The following is a 16,728-nucleotide window of genomic DNA, read 5'->3' as shown; positions in this document are numbered from 1 at the left end:
CCCAGTCCAGCGCACCTCGCGCCTCTCACCCGGGGGGAACTCATGAGCACCGTCCGCAGAACCGCCGTCCTCCTCGCCACCGCGTCCGCACTCGCCGCGCTGACCGCCTGCGGGCCCACCGGGGACGACGCGGCGGGCGGGTCCGCGACGCCGCCCGCGAGCCCGACGAAGGCGGCGACGCCGTCGGCGAGTCCGGCGAAGACGAAGGCCGCGACGCCGGCCAAGCCGAAGCCCAAGCCGAAGCCGACGGCGTCCGCCGACCCCGACTACGACGTCTTCCCGTGCAGCACCTTCGACGTGACGTTCACCGCCAGCCTGGCGGAGCCGACGACCGGCAGCTACCTGCTCAAGATCACCAACAAGGGCACCAAGACCTGCAAGGCGCTCGGTCACCCCGTCGTGACCTTCGGCGACCTGGACGGCCACGCCACCGAGCGCGGGAAGGCCCCCGCGATCGAGGACGCCATCAGGCTCGCCCCGGGCGAGACCGCCTACGCCGGGCTCACGGGCGGCGCCGCCGACGGCAAGGGCAAGACCGTCAACGGCATCGCCATGACCATGAGCACCGAGTCCGACCTCGAGCAGACGCCCCTCAAGGCCTCCACGCCCGGTCTGTACGTCTCGCCCGACAAGAACTCCGTGACCCCGTGGATGGACAACGCGGAGGACGCGCTCAGCCTGTAGCCGCCGCTGCGCCCACGGCGGTGCACAACCCGCGTACGACCGCCTCGGGCGCCGGCGTACGGGGGCCGCACGGGAGAGGGTAATAGCCAGGATGGCATCTGATCTATTACCGTTGGGGGGAGAACCTCGGTACCGGCAAGGAGCTGCAGCAGCATGTGGAAGTGTGAACAGGTCGTCGGCGGCGAACTCGACGTAGCGGAAGCGGCCGCTCTCTACCGGGCGTCCACCCTCGCCGAGCGCCGTCCGGTGGAGGACACGCAGCGCTTCGCGCGGATGCTCGCCGGAGCCAACCTCGTCATCGTCGCCCGGGACGAGGACGGCCGCCTCATCGGCATCTCCCGCGCGATCACCGACGGCGTCTACTCCACCTACCTCAGCGACCTCGCGGTCGACGCGGCGTACCAGGGCAGGGGAGTGGGCCGCGACCTGATCCGCGCCACCCGCGAGGCCGCCCCGGAAGCCAAGCTGATCCTGCTGGCGGCCCCCGCCGCCGTGGACTACTACCCGCACGTCGGGTTCACCGCCCACAACTCCGCCTGGACGATGCCCGGACCGGCCGCCGCCTCGGCCTGACCGCCCGCCGCGCCGCCGCTGAGCCGCCTCCGGCCCCGTCACCGGCCGCAGGGCCGCGGGGCCGTGACATTTGTACTGCCGGCGTCCGTACATGCGCATCTGCCGCGGCGACCGCCCCGCTCCCTAGCGTGGTGGGCATGACGCAGACGACGAAGCCGAAGCTGTCCAGGCCATGGAACGGGGAACCCGGAATGAGCGGCAAGGTCGCCGGACAGAGGCGCCGGGCGGGCTCGGAGCCCTCCGGGAAGGACCACGGCCCCGACCGGGGCTGCGGCGGTGACGGCGGTCTCGACCCCGGTCCGGGGCGCGGGCCGCGGGCCTTCACCCTCCTGCCCTGGCTGCTCCTCGGCATGGGAGCCGTCTCCAACGTCGTCCACGGGGAGACCCCGAACCCCTGGGTCGGCGCCCTGGGGCTGCTGACCTTCAACTCCCTCTACATCACCCTGGTGTTCCGCGCCTTCCACGAGCGGGCGCGGGAGGCGGCCGGCACCCGCTGGTGCCTGGTCGCGCTGGGGTTGGTGACCTGCGCGCTCGCCCTCGCGTACGGGGGCAGCTGGCTGCTGTTCTTCCCGCTGCTGGGCCTCGCCACCGGGGCGGTGCTCCGGGGCCGCGCGCTCGGCCTGGCGATGCTCGCCGTCACGGCACTGGCGGCCGCGGTCTCGGCCCTGCACGAGGGCTGGGACGCCATCGGGATCGTCTACGGAACCCTGCTCTCCGGCATGGTCACCGGGGCCATCCTGGCCCTCGCCGAGACGGTGCGGGAACTGCGCGAGACCCGCCAGGAACTGGCCAGGGCCGCCGTGGAACAGGAGCGGCTGCGCTTCTCCCGCGACCTGCACGATCTGCTCGGCCACACCTTGTCCGTGATCGTCGTCAAGTCGGAGGCGGCCCGCCGGATCGCCGCCCGCGACATGGACGCCGCCCTCGAACAGGTCCGCGACATCGAGTCGGTGGGGCGCCAGGCGCTCACCGAGATCCGCGAGGCCGTCACCGGGTACCGCGAGGCGAGCCTCGCCGCCGAACTCGACCGGGCCCGCGGCGCGTTGACCGCCGCCGGCATCGAGCCCGTCGTACGCCAGTCCGGACACCCGCTGCCCCCGCAGGCGGCGGCGCTGCTCGGCTGGGTGGTCCGCGAGGCCGTCACCAACGCCATCCGCCACAGCGCCGCGGCCACCTGCGAGATCGAGGTGCGCGGCGGGCCGGAACGCGCCGCCCTGGTGATCACGGACGACGGGGGCGGCGTAGGCTCGACCCCTCCGGGCAGCGGTCTGACCGGACTCGCCGAACGCCTCGCCGCGGCGGGCGGCACCCTGAGCAGCGGCCCGGCACCGGGCCGGGGCTTCCGGGTCACCGCCGAACTCCCGGTCGAGCCGGCCCAGGAAGCCGGCGTCGAAGCGGACGGGAAAGCGGACGTCGAAGCGGACGTCGAAGCCGATGAGGGGCGCCGATGATCAGGATCCTGCTGGCCGAGGACCAGGGCATGATGCGCAGTGCACTGGCCCTGCTGCTCGGGCTGGAGGAGGACATCGAGGTCGTGGCGCAGGTCGCCGCCGGTGACGCGATCGTGCCCGCCGCCCTGGAGGCCCGGCCCGACGTGGCCCTGCTCGACATCGAACTCCCCGGCCGCAGCGGCCTCGACGCGGCCGCCGAGCTGCGCGCGGCCTGCCCCGGGTGCCGGGTGCTGATCCTCACCACCTTCGGACGGCCCGGCTACCTGCGCCGGGCGATGGAGGCCGGAGCCGCGGGGTTCCTGGTCAAGGACGGGCCGGTGGAGGAACTGGCCGCCGCGGTACGCCGGGTGCTCGCCGGGGAGACCGTGATCGACCCCTCGCTCGCGGCCGCCGCGCTGAGCGCCGGGCCCAGCCCGCTGACCCCGCGCGAGGTCGACGTACTGAACGCCGCCGCGGACGGGGCCACCGTCGCCGACATCGCGGCGAAGGTGTTCCTGTCGGAGTCGACGGTGCGCAACTACCTCTCCTCGGCCATCGGCAAGACCGGCACGCGCAACCGCATGGAGGCCGTCCGCGCCGCGCGCCGCCAGGGCTGGCTCTGACGGGGGGCGTGCCCTCGGCCCCCGCCCCTCCGCTCCCGTCCCGGTGCCGGGTCAGAGCCCGTTCGACGGCCCGGTGCCCTCGCCCTTCCAGCCCCAGGCGGTGAGCATGCCCGGGGACAGTCCGGTGCACTCGGGGGAGTCCAGGTAGCGCACCGCCGCGTCGAGCCCGGCGTCGTCGACCAGTCCCGTCGCCACCATCGCCGCCCGGGCGCGGCCCCAGGTGTCGGCCCAGAACCGGCTGATCGGGCTGCCCGGCAGGAGCGGCGGTACGTGGATCTCGGCCGCCACCCCCTCCAGCCCGGCGGCCCGCAGCAGCTCGGGACGGCGGGTGACCTGGGAGACGTCCGTCCCGATGGTGTCGCGCAGCCCCCGCCACATGGCCCGCATGGCCAGGGTGTACGGGGTCTCGGGCGCCGAGTCCGTGGTCAGGTCGACCGCGTCGCTGACCACCAGGACCCCGCCGGGGGCGAGCAGGCCGGCGAGCCGGGCGACCAGTTGCCGGGCCGACGGCAGGTGCATGAGTACGAACCGGGCGTGGACCAGCCGGAACAGTCCGGGGGAGAAGTCCTCGGAGGTGATGTCCGCCTGCAGGGTGCTCAGGCCCTGCACGGGGTGCGCCGCGAGGAACCGTACGTCGCGGTCCACCGCGAGGACCCGGTCCACTCCCGCCTCGCCGAGCAGCCGACGCGCGACGGTGCCCGTTCCCGCGCCGACCTCCAGGCAGCTCCAGCCGGGTCCCGCGCCGAGCTGCCGCAGCCGGGCCATGGTCGTGTCGTCGTAGACGAGGGCGCCGAGGTCGATGCGTTCGTCCTCGCCCCGCTCCTCGGGACGGAAGACCCGCTCACCGTAACGGCCCCCGCTCGGGTGCCCCGTACCGGCCATGCGGCCATTGTGACAAGCGGGAACGGATGCCACATGTCGGGGCGTCCCGCAGGTCTTCTGTTCGCGGTGGCTCAGGCCGTGATCGTCGGGGGCCTGAGCGTCCACGCGGCCAGGCAGCGCGTGATGCGGCGCGGCGCCGGGGCCAGGCATGTGGTGATCATCGGAATCTGGAGCGTGCTCTTCGGCGCGACCGTCGTCCTGGGCGTCACCGTCTTCGCCGACAGCGTGGCCTTCGCCGCCGCCGGGGCGCTCGTCTGCGCGCGGCCCGCGGCCGTCGGCGCCGTGCTCGAACTGCGGCGGCAGCCGTGAGCCCCGACCCGGGGCCCGGCGCCCACCCGCGGCACGGGCTGGATCCGCTGCTCAACGCCCCGGTCCGGCTGTCCGTGGTCGGGGCCCTCGCGCCGCTGGACAAGGCCGAGTTCGGCTTTCTGCGCGACCTGGTCGAGGTCTCGGACTCGGTCCTCTCCAAGCAGGTCGCGGCCCTGGAGGAGGCCGGCTACGTCGACGTGGAGAAGGGCCGCGTGGGCCGCCGCCCGCGGACCTGGCTTTCCCTGAACCCGGAGGGCGGTGCGGCGTACCGGCGCCACCTCGCCGCGCTCAGGGCCATCGCGGCCGACTGGTCGTAGCCCTCAGCCGGCGTTCTCCACCGGCCGCATCGGCTCCTCGGAGGCCAGTGGAACCTCTCCCGCGGTCTTGCTGAAGCCGAGCGCCTCGGTGATGCGGCCGTCCGTGACGCGCATGACGTTGACCCCGGACACCCACTGGTCGGGGCCGTCGCCGAAGCGGTACGTCCACAGGATCGTGGCGCGGTCGCCCGCCACCAGCACCTCCTGCGGGGTGAACTGCGTGCTGCGGTCCTCGGCGAGCGCTCCCCACCAGGCCGTACAGGCTTCGAGCCCGACGACCCGCTCGCCGGTCGGCGCGGGCTGGACGCTCTCCATCACGCAGTCCTCGGCGATCAGGCCGTGCAGGAGACCGGCCTCGTGCTCGATGAACGCGCGGTTGAAACGCTCGATGACCTCGGCGGTGGTGCGGACGGACATGACGCCTCCTCGAAAGGGATAGACCGTTCGGTCTACTCATATAGATAGACCGGTTGATCTACCGTGTCAAGGGCTGGCAGAATCAGCCCATGACCGCCTCACCGACCACCGCCATTGCCGCCGCCGCCAAGCCGGGCCCCAGGGAGCGGCTGCTGCTCGCGGCCCAGGAGCTCACGTACACCCAGGGCGTCGGCGTCGGAGTGGACGCCCTCCTCAAGGCGGCCGGCGTCGCCCGGCGTTCGCTGTACGAGCACTTCGGCGGCAAGGACGGCCTCATCGCCGAGGTGCTGCGCCGCAGCACCGCCGAGGACGAGGCGGAATACCGCGCCACGATGGCCGGCGCCGGAAAGGACCCCCGGGCCAGGCTCCTCGCGGTCGTCGACCGGCTCGGCGCGATCGCCGCGGCCCCCGACTTCCACGGCTGCCGCTACCTCGCGGCCGACCTCGCGCTCTCGGACCCGGCCCACCCGGGCCACGAGGTCACCCGGGCCTACCGCACCACCGTCCACGGCCTGTTCAGGGACGAACTGGCCGCCCTCGGCCACGCGCGCCCCGAGTTCGCCGCGGACCAGCTGCTCATCCTCGTCGACGGCCTCCTCGCCGCCGGCGCGACCCGCCCCGGCCCCCGGCCCGCGGCCGCCGCCCGGGAACTCGCCGAGTACGTCATCGACGCGGGCCTGTCCTAGGGGGCGTTGCGAAAGACCCGCACGGTGCCGCACAGGACCTTCGCAACACCCCCTAGCGCCGGGCGTACGTGCCGTTGCAGAGCTGGGTGATCGCGGGGCTCGTGACCCCCTGCGAGGAACGGCAGAGCTCCGCCATGTCGATGCGGCCGGGCGCGTGCGCCGGTCCGCCGTGCCGCGGCGCCGCCGGCTTCGTGCCCGGAGCGCGCCGCTTCGGCTCGGCCTTGAACTTGGGCTTCGGCCTGACCTTCGGCCGCGGTTTCGGCTCCGGTACGGATCCGGCCCGCCGCTCGGCGGCCGGGCGGCGGGCGTCGGCGCCGGAGGCGGGCTCCCGGCGCAGTTCGGGGCGCTGCCCGCCCGCGTCCGGTGCGGTCTTCTCCGGCCCGGCGACCGCGGGGGCCGGTGCCGGCCCCGGGCTCGTGGGCAGCTCCCGCAGCGGCCAGGCGGCCGGGGGCGCACTGGGGGTGGGGCGGGCCGCCGGCGGTTTGCCGTCACCGGCACCCGTCCCCGAGACGGTGACACAGCCCGAGGCGGCCAGGAGGGCGGCGAGGAGGAGGGGGAGGGTCCGGCGGCGCATTCGATCACTGTGGCGCACCCGGGCCCGTCCCCGCGCCGACGGCACGCGGAGATGACCCCGACGAGTGATCATCGGGGTCGCTCGACCCGGAGGTCAGTTGTCCAGACGGACGGGCATCAGCAGCGAGAAGGTGTCCTCGGTGTCCGTGCGGCGGATCGCCAGGGGCGCCGTCGGGGCTCCGAGTTCCAGGACCAGCTCGTCCCGGGCCCCGGCGGCGAGGGCCTGCAGCAGGAACTCGCGGTTCACCGCGACACGTTCCCGGTCCTCGTCGCCGTTCTCGTCGCCGTCCTCGCAGACGGCCACCGCCCCGTCGCCCGTCACCTTGAGCACGGTGAGATCGCGGGCCACGCCGTCCTGTTCGCGCACCTCGCTCGCACGGGCCGGGCCCCTCTCCACCGCTTCCCGGAAGGCCGGGACGTCGACGAGGACCCGGCGCCCGGCCGGCAGGCGCACGAGGCGGCGGTAGTCGGGGAACTCGTGGTCCAGGCACCGGCCCGCCACCTGACGGCCGCCGGTCTCCATGGCCACGCGGTCACCTTCCACGGTGAGTTCGACGGGAGCGTCGTCGCTCAGCAGTGCCCGCATCGCGTCGGCGAGCGGCGACGGCACGATCACCTGCACGCGCGGCCCCGCATCACCGGCCGCGGCGATCTGCGCCACCGCCATCCGGTACCGGTCGGTGGCCACGACGCGCAGCGCCCCGCCCTCGATGTCGAACAGGACGCCGCCGAGCATCGGCAGCTCCGGATCGGCACTGGCGGCGAAGCGGACCGCGTCCAGTGCGGCGGCCAGCTCGGACGCGGACACGGCCGGCCGGATGGTGGTGGTGGTACGGAGCGAAGTCATGGGACTCTCCCTGTGTTCGAGTAGTGCTCGGACCGTGGAGAACTCGCCGCGGGCATCGGACAGCCCCAGTTCGAGGCGGCGCAGATGCGCGTCGAGCAGCTTCAGGACCAGGTCGGCGTCCGCACCGGACCACCCGGCGAGGACCAGCCGGATGTCCGCGAGCGGCATCCCGGCCCGGCGCAGCCGCGTCAGCAGCCGGGACTCCTCCAGCTGCTCGGCTCCGTACCAGCGGTAGCCGCTGACCGGATCCACCCAGGCCGGGACCAGCACCCCCGCACGGTCGTAGAACCGCAGGGCACTCACACTGAGCCCACTGTCCCGGGCCATTTCACCGATACTGCGCATCTCGCTCTCCACACCCGGAACTCTGGTCCCTCCACCAGGTCGAGGGTCAATCCCGCCCGGCCGACCCTACTGACCGGACGTCCCCTCCCGCCGAGCGGTGGCGCCGCCCCGTTCCCCGCGACGACGATCCGCTCGTACTTCCGGATAAGCTGCGGCAGAGATCGTCGAACGGGGGACGCCGAGCGTATGCACACGCCACCATCTCAGCCCGGACCGAGGCGAACTGACGGTGCGTCCGTCCGGATCGGCGCCCTCGCTCCGCTGACCAGGCCCGGCTGGGCCGAGGCGGGCCGCCATCTGCTCGCCGGCCTGGAACTGGCCGTGCGCGAGGTCAACGACGCCGGCGGGATCGACGGCCGGCCGCTGGAACTGCTGGTCCGGGACACCGCTGCCGACCCGCAGCGGGCCGCGCGGGCCGTGGACGAACTGGCGGGCCTCGGTGTGGCCGCCGTCGTGGGGGAGTACCACAGCGTCGTCGCCCGCTCCGCGGCCGCCCGGGCCGACGCCCTCGGCCTGCCGTTCCTCTGCTCGTCGGCGGTGCTCGACGCCCTCACCGAACAGCCGACGCCCTGGGTCGCGCGCCTCGCCCCGGCCCAGTCGCACGGCTGGAGGACCTACGCGGACTTCCTCCTCGGCGCCGGCCACAGTCGCATCGCGGTGGCCGCCGAGCCGAGCGTGTACTGGGAGTCCGGGGCCCGCATCCTCCGGGACCACCTCGCCCCGCACGGCGGCACCGTGACCGCGCTCGATGCGCGCGCCCTCGCCCCCACAGCCGTGTGCGACCAACTCGCGAGCAGCGGCGCGACCGCCCTCCTCCTCCTGACCGGCTTCCCCGAGCCGGCCGTGCCGATCGTCCGGTCCGTCCGCCGTGACCGGCGCCTCGCCGGGATCATGATCGGTGCTCCCGCCGGACAGCCGGAGTTCGCCGAATGGGCGGCCTCACTGGGCGATGAGGGCGCCGCGGTCCCGTTCCTGCGCTACCTGCCGGAGAACCTCACCCCGCTCGGCGCCGGAGTCGAGAAGGCCCTCGCCGCGCAACTGGCCGAAGCACCCTCGTTCGTCGCCTTCGAGGGGTACGACACGGTCACCGTCCTCGCCGAGGTGCTGCGTACCCACGGCACGGACCGGGCGCGCATCGCCGGATCCTGGTCGCGCGTCGAGGCCGAGGGCACCCGGGGACGGATCCGGTTCACCCGTGCGCCCGGGATCGGCGTATGGCAATGGGCGTGGCCGCCGGTCCAGGTCGTAGACCGGGATCCGGCGGAACCCGAGCGCCTCCGCGTCCTCCACACCGGCTGACAGGAATCCGAGGAGACCCATGGTCGACACCGTCAACTCACTGGCCGCCCGCATCCACGAACTGCTGGTTTCGTTCATGACCAGCGGCGGGGCCGCCGGGGATCCCACCGCGGCGTTCCACGACGTCGTGGCGCGGGCCACGAGGCTCGGCCCGGAGGGTGCCTGGGTCGCCGCCTCGGGCCACGGGGCCCTGGGCGGCCTGGCCCTCGCCCGCGGACAGGCGGACCAGGTCATCCACCACCTGGAGGCCGCGGTGGCGGGCGGCTTCAACGACTGCGTGGCGCTCCACAGCGCCCCCATACGCCCGTTGCACGGCGAACCCCGCTTCCGGGCCCTGTACGAGCGGATGCGCGTCACGCAGGCCGACCTCGACGAATTCCTCTGGCTGCACCAGGAAATGCAGATCATGACGAGGGAGGCGCGGGACGCGACCGTGGACAACCTCGGCCGCCTCGACACCGGGGTGTCCCTCCTCCCGCAGGCCCCCATGCCGACCCGCGAACCGAACACCCCCGGTGTCCTGATCACCCGCATCGAACTGGCCGCGACCCAGACGGCCCTCCAACAGGCGGCGATCAGGGCGGAGTTCCAGCGCAGCGCCGGCAACACCAGCCTCAGCCTCATCGACGACACGTGGGACTACACCAGTGCCCGGCGCGACGCCTGGCACGCCGACGCGCTCGACACCCGCCGCCAGCAGGCCGCAGCGGCCCGGGCGTTCGTCGAACACCCGGGTGCCGGCACCCTGCTCATCCCCTGCCCGCCCCTGGGATCGATCCGCTACCCGGCCTGAGGCGAGCCGATCCGGTTCGTGTCAGTGGTCCACGGTGACCACGAGCTTGCCGAACCGGGTGTGGGACTCCATGTGCTCGGGTGCCCGCACGATCTCCTCCAGCGGGAACATCAAGCGATGCCCACCGTGAACGCCGCGCGGTACCCGTCGCCGTCCGGTGAGAGGGGCAGCGTCATCGTGGCGCCGGCGGCCCGGTAGCGGCTGTCCCGGCTGTTGGGGTGCTTCGGCGCGGGGCGGCGCGCGTACGGCTGGCGCGCGTACACCTCGAGCAGGAGGTCCTCGGGGAAGAAGAACTGCGAGGTCGTCTCGGTACGGGCGTCCGGGTGCACCTTGAAGTGGATGTGCGGCGCCAGCCCCGCGTACCAGCCGGGCACGATCGTCCGGAACACGCACCGGCCCGCCGCGTCCGTCACCTGTGTGCCGCGCAGGAAGGTGGCCTTCCCGGTGGAGTAGTCGCCCGAGGAGTCGGCGTGCCACACGTCGAAGCCCGCGCCCTCGAGCGGCCGGCAGCCGTCCGACACCTTGACCACCGTCAGGTCCAGACGCAGCGGCACGCCGCCGCGGCCCTCGGTGATGTCGGACCGGACCCGGTCCACATCCATGTAGTACGGGCCCGCGCCCGCCTCCGTGGCCAGGACGCAGCCCGGGCCGGCGTTCCCGCCCGGCGGCCGGGACGGCCGGCCCGCCGCGGCCCCCGTGCCGGCCCGGCCGCCGCAGGCCGCGGTCAGCGCCGCTGCCCCGGCCGACCCGGCGGCAAGCAGGACCGCCCGGCGGCTGGTTGCGGACATGCCGTTCCCGGCAAGCCGTCCGGCTTCGTTCCCGGCCATGCGAACCCCTCACACGTACCTCTGGGCGCCGCCCCGCGCGGACGGCTGCGCACAGTGACCCACCGTGCCGGACCGTGTCGTCGCCGCTCCGCACCGACACACCCGCGTCACGTGAACGGCCCGTCCGCGGCCCTCGTGGCATGGTGGGAACGTGATCGGAACGGGGGCCGGCGTTTCGGGCAGGTGGACGACATGAGCGGACCCGTCATCGACTACCAGGCGGTCTTCCAGGCCCTGCCCGGCGCCGTGGCCCTGCTGACCCCCGAGCTGGTGTACGCGGACGCCAACGAGGCGTTCCTCTCCATGGCCGGGCGCAGCCGAGAGCAGGTGATCGGCCGCTACCTGTTCGACGTCTTCCCCGACAACCCCAATGACCCCGGCGCGACCGGCATGCGCAACCTGTACGCGTCCCTGCGGCGGGTCGCGGTCACGGGCGAACGCGACACCATGGCGCTGCAGCGCTACGACGTGGAGTACACGGACCGGCCCGGCGTGTGGGAGGAACGCTACTGGAGCCCCGTCAACGTGCCCGTCCTCGCGGCCGACGGCTCCGTGGCGCTGCTGCTGCACCGCGTGGAGGAGGTCACGGAGCTCATCCGCGCCCGAGGTGACCGCTCCGGCAGCGATCACGCCTCGGTCCTGGAGGCCGAGCTCTACACCCGTGCCCGGGAGCTCCAGGAACTCAACGAGCGGCTGCGCGCGGCCATCGCCCGCGAACGCGAAGTGGCGCTCCACCTCCAGCAGGCGATGCTGCCGGCACCCCGGCCGCTGGCCCACCACCAGGCCGCCGTCCGCTACCGGCCCGCCGTGGGGGCCCTGAACGTGTGCGGCGACTGGTACGACCTCGTGGACCTCGCCGACGGACACCGCACCGCCGTCGCGGTCGGCGACGTCGTCGGCCACGGACTGAGCGCGGCCGGGGTCATGGGGCAGCTGCGCAGCGCGCTGTCCGCCGCCTCCCGCGTCGCCGACGGCCCCGCCCGGGCCCTCGAAGTCGTCGGGCTGTACTCGCGCTCCGTCGAGGGCGCCGAATCCACCACCGCCGTGTCGGTCTTCATCGACTGGACCCGCGGCACCCTCGCCTACAGCAGCGCGGGACACCCCCCGCCGGCGCTGTGCCGGCCCGACGGCACCGTCATCTTCCTCGACGGGGCGACCGACCCTCCCCTGGGCGTCCGCCCCGAACACGTCCCCCGCCCGCAGGCGCAGACCGCCTTCACCGAGGGCTCCGTACTCGTCCTCTACACCGACGGGCTGGTCGAACGCAGGCGGGAGGACATCGACACCGGCCTGGACCGGCTCGCCCGCTCCCTCGCCCGCCACCACACCTCCGATCCCGACACCCTCGCCGACGCCCTCCTCACCGACCTCATCCCGCTCGCCGGAGTCACCGACGACACCGCCCTCATCGTCGTGCGGCTGTGAGGGCGGCTACGCTTCGGCCGTGAGCAGCCAACGGTGGAGCCGGCGACGGGCGGTCGCAGCCGGGGCCGGGGCGCTCGCACTCGCGCTGTCCGGCTGCTCGGGGGAGTCCGCCCCGGTGCGGCGCCTGCGACTCGCGACGGGGCCGGAGGGCGGTCCGTACAACGCCTTCGGGCACGCCCTGGCGCAGGCCGTCGCCGCGAGCGGCGCCCCGCTGGACGTCGTACCGGTGAGCACGTCCGCCAGCGTGGACAACCTGCGGCAGCTGGCAGACGGTTCCGCCGACCTGGCGCTGGCCATGGCGGACGTGGCCGAGGACGCAGCGCTCGGCCGCGAGTGGTTCTCCCGGCCCGCCCGGGTGACGGCGCTGGCACGGATCTACGTGAACTACACCCACCTCCTCGTGCCCGCGGACGGCCCGGTGCGGACGGTGGACCAGCTGGCGGGCCGTCCGGTCGCGGCCGGTGCGACGGGCTCCGGAGTGCAGGTCGTGGCCGCACGGGTGCTGGTCGCGGCCGGGCTGGGCGACGGCCCGTCCCAGGCCCACGAGCGGCAACTGGGCCTCACCGCATCGGCGCTGGCGCTGCGCACGGGCACGGTCGACGCGCTGTTCTGGTCCGGCGGCGTGCCCACTCCTGCCCTGACCGGACTGGCGGGGGAACTCCCTCTGCGCTTCCTGCCGTTGGACGGCTTCGTGGGAGCCCTGCGGGAACGCTACGGCCCCGTCTACACGGCGGTCACCTTCCCGGCTTCGGTGTACGGGCTGACGGAGCCGGTGGGGACCATAGGCGTCGGCAACTACCTGCTGGCCCGTGATGACGTACCGGCGAGCGCCGTACGCACCGTGCTCCAGGTGGTGTTCGACCGCTGGCGCGACCTGCTGCGCGAGGTGACGGCGGGCGCGCGCCTGGAGCCGCGGTTCGCCATCTCGACCGGGAAGGTGCCGCTCCACCCGGGCGCGGTGGCGTACTACCGCTCGGTGTACGGCTGAGTGCTCACGCGCCGGGGAGCCGGAACTCGACGACCAGGCCGTGGGGCGCATTGGCCCCGACCTCGAGCCGGCCGCCGCTGATCCGGGCGATCTCGTCGGCGATGGCCAGTCCGAGACCACTGCCCGGAACGTTCTGGTGCTCGGGAGAGCGCGCGAAGCGCCTTACCAGAAGTGCGAGTTGGTCCTCAGGCACTCCCGGGCCGTCGTCGGACACCCGCACCACGGCCGTCGTGCCGTCCTTGCCCCGCGCGGTGGTCACCTCGACGCTGCCGCCCCGCGGCACGAACTTGACGGCGTTGTCGAGGAGGGAGTCCAGGATCCGGCCCGTGGCGTCCGGGAGGGCGCGGGCGCGCAGGTCCTCGGCCAGGTCCGCGGCCGCCAGGACCAGCCCGGCGTCGCGGAAGACCGGCTGCCAGGCGTGCACCCGTTCCCGTACCGCCCGCGACACGTCCTGCTCCTTCGGCTCCGCCGCACCGGACTCGACCCGGGCCAGGGCCAGGAGGCCGTCGAGCAGCTCCTCCAGGCGTCCGGCCTCGTCCAGGGCGCGGGTGTGTTCGGCCCGGCCCGGACCGGGGGCGACGTACGGTTCGACGTTCTCCAGCTGCAGCACGAGGGTGGCCAGCGGATTGCGCAGCTGGTGGGAGGCGTCGGCGACGAAGTCGCGCTGGCGGCCGATGGACTCGGAGACGGCCTGCGCCATGGCGTTGAAGTGCCGGCGCAGATGGCGCAGCTCGGGAGGGCCGGTGGCGGAGACGGCCCGGGCGTGGAGACTGCCGGCGGCCAGGCCCTCCACCGCCCGGTCCAGGTCGAGGAGCGGGCGCATCAGCCACCGCGAGATGCCCGCCGCGACCAGGGCCGCCGCCGCGAACGCCGCGAACGCCCCGGCGGCGATCAGTGACCAGCGGACCGTCACGTCCCGGCGGGCCGCGGCGGTCGGCACGGTCAGCAGGACGGCGCCGCTGACCCGCTCGTCCCGGCCCACCGGCTCCGCCAGTACGACGGACGCCGGGCCCCAGGGGCGCACGGTGGGGAGCCGGTCGGTGGAGCGGCCCGTGAGGGCGCGCCGGCAGGCGTCCGAAGCGGCCGAGACGCCCCCGGCACCGGCTCCGGCACCGGTGCCGGAGCCGGTGCCGGATTCGGCATCCGCACCCGTGCCCGCCTGCGCGGTCACCGTGCCCGCCGTGTCGACCACGACCACCCGTGCCCCGTACAGCTCGGCGTACCGGCCGATCTCGGCGGACAGTTCCGACCGGTCGGCGTCGGTGCGCATCCGGTCGGCGAGGTCCGCGAACCGCACGGCTTCCGAGCGCCGCTGCAGGAGGAGGTGTTCGGTCCGCCCTCGTGCGTAGGCGTCGGCCAGGGGGAGGCAGAGCAGCAGTGCCGCGACCCCCATGAGCACCGTCAGCACCGCGAGGAGCCTGCGTCTCACCGAGCGCCGTCCCGGCCGCCGCGGGAGGCGGGGGTGCCGAGCTGGTAGCCGAACCCGCGGACCGTACGCACCAGGCCGGAGCGGCCGGTCTTGGCGCGGATGCCCGCCACGTGGACGTCCAGCGAGCGGGAGGCGGCGAGGAACGCGTCCCCCCAGATCCGGTCCAGGATCTCCTCCCGGGAGTGCACCTCGCCGGGGCGGGCGGCCAGCAGCGCGAGCACGTCGAACTCGCGCCGGGTCAGCTGCACTTCGGTGCCCGCGACGCTGACCGTGCGGCCCGCCAGGTCGACTTCGACGTCCCCGGTGCGCACGGGCTCGTCGCCGGTGGGGGCTGCGCCGGCGGCGTGGGCGTCCGTCCGGCGGCGCACGGTGTCGATACGGGCCATCAGCTCGGCCATCCGGAACGGCTTGACGACGTAGTCGTCGGCGCCCGCCCGCAGCCCCTGCACGATGTCGCGCTCCTCGCAGCGGGCGGTCACCACGATCAGCGGTGCGTCGCAGACGGTGCGCAGCCGCCGCAGGAGTTCTATCCCGTCCAGGTCGGGCAGGCCGAGGTCGAGCAGGACGAACTCGGCCTCGCGGACGTGCCGCAGGGCGTCCAGGGCGCGGGCGACCCGGCGGACGGTGTGCCCGCGCTGGGCGAGGGCCGTGCCGAGCGCCTGGGCCATGCGGTCGTCGTCCTCGACGAGCAGCGCGTGCACGAACGGCCTCCTCGTGACCGACAGCCGGTGACCTGCGACGTGTGACGTGTGACGTCGGACAGGCTACCGGGGCGCGTCAGTGCACGGCATCGGCGGGCGCCGCGGCCGGCCGGGGACCGGCAGCGCCTTCGGCGCCGGCTTCGGCCTCGGAGCGGCTGAGCGCCGCGTTGCGGGTGTCCGGCATGAGGACGTACGTCACGAGGGAGACCAGGGCGCACCCGGAGACGTACCAGAAGAACATCGTCTCGCGGCCGCTGTTCTTGAACCACAGCGCCACGTACTCCGCGGTGCCGCCGAAGAGCGCGTTGGCGATCGCGTACGGAAGCGCCACGCCCAGGGCCCGCACCCGGGTCGGGAACAGTTCGGCCTTCACGGCCGCGTTGATCGAGGTGTAGCCGGTGACGATGACCAGGGCGAGCAGGGACAGGCCCAGTGCGGACCAGTACGAGGAGGCGGACCCGAGGGCGGTCATGATCGGGTACGTGCCGACGGTGCAGCCCACCGCGAAGGTGATCAGCAGGGGGCGGCGGCCGATCCGGTCCGACAGCATCCCGGCGAACGGCTGCAGTACGGCGAACAGGGTCAGCGCGGTGAAACTCACCAGCGTGGCGGTCGTCTTGGCCATCCCCGCGCTGCCGACCAGGTACTTCGTGAGGTACGTGGTGTACGTGTAGTAGGCCACGGTGCCGCCGAGGGTGAGCGCCATGACCAGGCCCGCCTGGCGCCGGTGCTCCCACAGGGCCTTCAGGGTGCCGCGCGTGCCGTCCTCGTGGGCGTCTCCGTCCGCCGACTGCTCCTTGAACGCGTCGGTCTCCTGGAGCCGCCGTCGCAGCCAGAAGACGACCACGGCGAACACGGCGCCGAGGAGGAAGGGGACGCGCCAGCCCCAGTCGGTCAACTGGGCCGTGCTGAGCGTGTGCTGGAGCGTGATCAGGATGCCCAGGCCGAGCAGCTGGCCGCAGGTCATCGACACGTACTGGAACGACGATCCCAGGCCGCGGCGGTTCCGGGCCGACGCCTCGGTGAGGTAGGTGGCGCTGGCCGCGTACTCGCCGCCGATGCTCATGCCCTGGAGCAGCCGCGCCAGCAGCAGGACCAGGGCGCCGAAGTAGCCCGCCTGGCCGTAGGTCGGTGCCACGGCGATCAGCAGGGCGGCCACCGACATCATGGTCACGGTGAGCGTGAGGGCGCTCTTGCGGCCGTGCCGGTCGGCGGCGCGTCCGAGGATCCAGCCGCCGACGGGACGCATCAGGAAGCCGACCGCGAAGATCCCCGCCGTGTTCATCAGCTGCGTGGTCGGGTTGTCGCCGGGGAAGAAGGAGTCGGCGAAGTAGATCGCGAAGCTGGCGTAGACGAACCAGTCGTACCACTCGACGAGGTTGCCGAGCGAGCCGCCGATCAGGGCGAGGCGGCGCCTCCCGCGCTCGTCGGCGGAGGATGGTCCGGGCAGGGCGGCGGACGAGGACATGGCGGCTCCAGACGGAGGTCCCCGGTCCCCGGTGCGGGACGAGGAACGCGAGACGTGGAACTTCCCCAGCCCCCCGTGCTGGGGAAGTTCCCAGAGCATGCGTCCGCCGCCG

General features: G+C 73.9%; 19 protein-coding genes. 11 read left to right on the top strand and 8 right to left on the bottom strand.

From position 1 onward, the window contains the following. Window positions 1–42 precede the first annotated feature (42 nt). The 4 genes from ACZ6Y1_RS03390 to ACZ6Y1_RS03375 all read left to right on the top strand — a co-directional run bounded on the left by ACZ6Y1_RS03390 (window position 43) and on the right by ACZ6Y1_RS03375 (window position 3,310). Window positions 43–684, top strand: coding sequence for a DUF4232 domain-containing protein (locus ACZ6Y1_RS03390; RefSeq protein WP_469621985.1), 642 nt, complete (start codon window positions 43–45; stop codon window positions 682–684). 153 nt (window positions 685–837) lie between these two features. Next, window positions 838–1,257 (top strand): GNAT family N-acetyltransferase, encoded by a 420-nt coding sequence (locus ACZ6Y1_RS03385; RefSeq protein ID WP_469621982.1) that lies wholly within the window; start codon window positions 838–840, stop codon window positions 1,255–1,257. 137 nt (window positions 1,258–1,394) lie between these two features. Further along, window positions 1,395–2,708, top strand: coding sequence for a sensor histidine kinase (locus tag ACZ6Y1_RS03380; protein WP_469621977.1), 1,314 nt, complete (start codon window positions 1,395–1,397; stop codon window positions 2,706–2,708). Beyond that, a complete protein-coding gene (locus tag ACZ6Y1_RS03375; protein ID WP_469621975.1) occupies window positions 2,705–3,310 on the top strand; it encodes a response regulator in 606 nt (201 codons plus the stop codon). The genes ACZ6Y1_RS03380 and ACZ6Y1_RS03375 overlap by 4 nt, the downstream gene beginning before the upstream one ends. Before the next feature lie 51 nt (window positions 3,311–3,361). On the opposite strand, the gene ACZ6Y1_RS03370 is transcribed toward ACZ6Y1_RS03375, so the two are convergent. Further along, window positions 3,362–4,192 carry a class I SAM-dependent methyltransferase gene (locus ACZ6Y1_RS03370; RefSeq protein WP_469621972.1) on the bottom strand — a complete coding sequence of 277 codons (831 nt, stop codon included), beginning with the start codon at window positions 4,190–4,192 and terminating at the stop codon, window positions 3,362–3,364. A 66-nt stretch (window positions 4,193–4,258) separates the two neighbouring features. On the opposite strand from ACZ6Y1_RS03370, the gene ACZ6Y1_RS03365 reads away from it, so the two are divergent. After that, complete coding sequence (locus ACZ6Y1_RS03365) at window positions 4,259–4,501, top strand: hypothetical protein (protein WP_469621969.1); 243 nt, start codon at window positions 4,259–4,261, stop codon at window positions 4,499–4,501. Then, window positions 4,498–4,818 carry a winged helix-turn-helix domain-containing protein gene (locus tag ACZ6Y1_RS03360; RefSeq protein ID WP_469621966.1) on the top strand — a complete coding sequence of 107 codons (321 nt, stop codon included), beginning with the start codon at window positions 4,498–4,500 and terminating at the stop codon, window positions 4,816–4,818. Before ACZ6Y1_RS03365 ends, ACZ6Y1_RS03360 begins: the two co-directional genes overlap by 4 nt. Before the next feature lie 3 nt (window positions 4,819–4,821). On the opposite strand, the gene ACZ6Y1_RS03355 is transcribed toward ACZ6Y1_RS03360, so the two are convergent. Beyond that, window positions 4,822–5,235, bottom strand: a complete 414-nt coding sequence (locus ACZ6Y1_RS03355; protein WP_469621963.1) for a nuclear transport factor 2 family protein — start codon at window positions 5,233–5,235, stop codon at window positions 4,822–4,824. Between the two features lie 89 nt (window positions 5,236–5,324). Here ACZ6Y1_RS03355 and ACZ6Y1_RS03350 point away from each other — a divergent pair, with 89 nt between their 5' ends. After that, entirely contained in the window at window positions 5,325–5,921 is a 597-nt protein-coding gene (locus ACZ6Y1_RS03350; RefSeq protein ID WP_469621958.1) for a TetR/AcrR family transcriptional regulator, read from the top strand. Window positions 5,922–5,973: 52 nt separating this feature from the next. Here ACZ6Y1_RS03350 and ACZ6Y1_RS03345 read toward each other — a convergent pair whose 3' ends face one another. Beyond that, entirely contained in the window at window positions 5,974–6,495 is a 522-nt protein-coding gene (locus tag ACZ6Y1_RS03345) for a hypothetical protein (RefSeq protein ID WP_469621956.1), read from the bottom strand. A 93-nt stretch (window positions 6,496–6,588) separates the two neighbouring features. After that, entirely contained in the window at window positions 6,589–7,686 is a 1,098-nt protein-coding gene (locus tag ACZ6Y1_RS03340) for a DNA polymerase III subunit beta family protein (protein WP_469621954.1), read from the bottom strand. A 186-nt stretch (window positions 7,687–7,872) separates the two neighbouring features. On the opposite strand from ACZ6Y1_RS03340, the gene ACZ6Y1_RS03335 reads away from it, so the two are divergent. Together ACZ6Y1_RS03335 and ACZ6Y1_RS03330 are read left to right on the top strand one after the other, a co-directional pair. Further along, window positions 7,873–8,985 carry an ABC transporter substrate-binding protein gene (locus ACZ6Y1_RS03335; RefSeq protein ID WP_469621950.1) on the top strand — a complete coding sequence of 371 codons (1,113 nt, stop codon included), beginning with the start codon at window positions 7,873–7,875 and terminating at the stop codon, window positions 8,983–8,985. Between the two features lie 19 nt (window positions 8,986–9,004). Beyond that, entirely contained in the window at window positions 9,005–9,778 is a 774-nt protein-coding gene (locus ACZ6Y1_RS03330) for a hypothetical protein (protein WP_469621948.1), read from the top strand. Between the two features lie 110 nt (window positions 9,779–9,888). On the opposite strand, the gene ACZ6Y1_RS03325 is transcribed toward ACZ6Y1_RS03330, so the two are convergent. After that, on the bottom strand, window positions 9,889–10,566 hold the full coding sequence (locus tag ACZ6Y1_RS03325) for a dioxygenase family protein (protein WP_469621944.1): 678 nt from the start codon (window positions 10,564–10,566) through the stop codon (window positions 9,889–9,891). A 231-nt stretch (window positions 10,567–10,797) separates the two neighbouring features. On the opposite strand from ACZ6Y1_RS03325, the gene ACZ6Y1_RS03320 reads away from it, so the two are divergent. Then, on the top strand, window positions 10,798–12,030 hold the full coding sequence (locus tag ACZ6Y1_RS03320; protein WP_469621941.1) for a PP2C family protein-serine/threonine phosphatase: 1,233 nt from the start codon (window positions 10,798–10,800) through the stop codon (window positions 12,028–12,030). 19 nt (window positions 12,031–12,049) lie between these two features. Then, entirely contained in the window at window positions 12,050–13,018 is a 969-nt protein-coding gene (locus ACZ6Y1_RS03315; protein ID WP_469621934.1) for a TAXI family TRAP transporter solute-binding subunit, read from the top strand. A gap of 4 nt (window positions 13,019–13,022) precedes the next feature. On the opposite strand, the gene ACZ6Y1_RS03310 is transcribed toward ACZ6Y1_RS03315, so the two are convergent. From ACZ6Y1_RS03310 to ACZ6Y1_RS03300, 3 genes are all read right to left on the bottom strand, one after another. Continuing rightward, window positions 13,023–14,447 carry a sensor histidine kinase gene (locus ACZ6Y1_RS03310; protein ID WP_469621931.1) on the bottom strand — a complete coding sequence of 475 codons (1,425 nt, stop codon included), beginning with the start codon at window positions 14,445–14,447 and terminating at the stop codon, window positions 13,023–13,025. After that, window positions 14,444–15,148, bottom strand: a complete 705-nt coding sequence (locus ACZ6Y1_RS03305; protein WP_469621924.1) for a response regulator — start codon at window positions 15,146–15,148, stop codon at window positions 14,444–14,446. The genes ACZ6Y1_RS03310 and ACZ6Y1_RS03305 overlap by 4 nt, the downstream gene beginning before the upstream one ends. 76 nt (window positions 15,149–15,224) lie before the next feature. Further along, the gene (locus ACZ6Y1_RS03300) at window positions 15,225–16,616 is read right to left on the bottom strand and encodes an MFS transporter (protein WP_469621920.1); all 1,392 of its coding nucleotides are present in this window, start codon (window positions 16,614–16,616) and stop codon (window positions 15,225–15,227) included. Window positions 16,617–16,728 lie beyond the last annotated feature (112 nt).

It is taken from the genome of Streptomyces sp. NPDC053432, from assembly GCF_055585365.1.
The sequence above is the reverse complement of the archived record's forward strand: the minus strand, read 5'-3'. Positions and strand labels throughout refer to the sequence as shown.

Coding starts and splice junctions, on each gene's coding strand:
- ACZ6Y1_RS03370 (WP_469621972.1), bottom strand. CDS start 4,192: ATGGCCGGTACGGGGCACCCGAGCGGGGGCCGTTACGGTGAGCGGGTC.
- ACZ6Y1_RS03300 (WP_469621920.1), bottom strand. CDS start 16,616: ATGTCCTCGTCCGCCGCCCTGCCCGGACCATCCTCCGCCGACGAGCGC.
- ACZ6Y1_RS03320 (WP_469621941.1), top strand. CDS start 10,798: ATGAGCGGACCCGTCATCGACTACCAGGCGGTCTTCCAGGCCCTGCCC.
- ACZ6Y1_RS03375 (WP_469621975.1), top strand. CDS start 2,705: ATGATCAGGATCCTGCTGGCCGAGGACCAGGGCATGATGCGCAGTGCA.
- ACZ6Y1_RS03330 (WP_469621948.1), top strand. CDS start 9,005: ATGGTCGACACCGTCAACTCACTGGCCGCCCGCATCCACGAACTGCTG.
- ACZ6Y1_RS03380 (WP_469621977.1), top strand. CDS start 1,395: ATGACGCAGACGACGAAGCCGAAGCTGTCCAGGCCATGGAACGGGGAA.
- ACZ6Y1_RS03335 (WP_469621950.1), top strand. CDS start 7,873: ATGCACACGCCACCATCTCAGCCCGGACCGAGGCGAACTGACGGTGCG.
- ACZ6Y1_RS03385 (WP_469621982.1), top strand. CDS start 838: ATGTGGAAGTGTGAACAGGTCGTCGGCGGCGAACTCGACGTAGCGGAA.
- ACZ6Y1_RS03390 (WP_469621985.1), top strand. CDS start 43: ATGAGCACCGTCCGCAGAACCGCCGTCCTCCTCGCCACCGCGTCCGCA.
- ACZ6Y1_RS03355 (WP_469621963.1), bottom strand. CDS start 5,235: ATGTCCGTCCGCACCACCGCCGAGGTCATCGAGCGTTTCAACCGCGCG.
- ACZ6Y1_RS03350 (WP_469621958.1), top strand. CDS start 5,325: ATGACCGCCTCACCGACCACCGCCATTGCCGCCGCCGCCAAGCCGGGC.
- ACZ6Y1_RS03345 (WP_469621956.1), bottom strand. CDS start 6,495: ATGCGCCGCCGGACCCTCCCCCTCCTCCTCGCCGCCCTCCTGGCCGCC.
- ACZ6Y1_RS03340 (WP_469621954.1), bottom strand. CDS start 7,686: ATGCGCAGTATCGGTGAAATGGCCCGGGACAGTGGGCTCAGTGTGAGT.
- ACZ6Y1_RS03325 (WP_469621944.1), bottom strand. CDS start 10,566: ATGTCCGCAACCAGCCGCCGGGCGGTCCTGCTTGCCGCCGGGTCGGCC.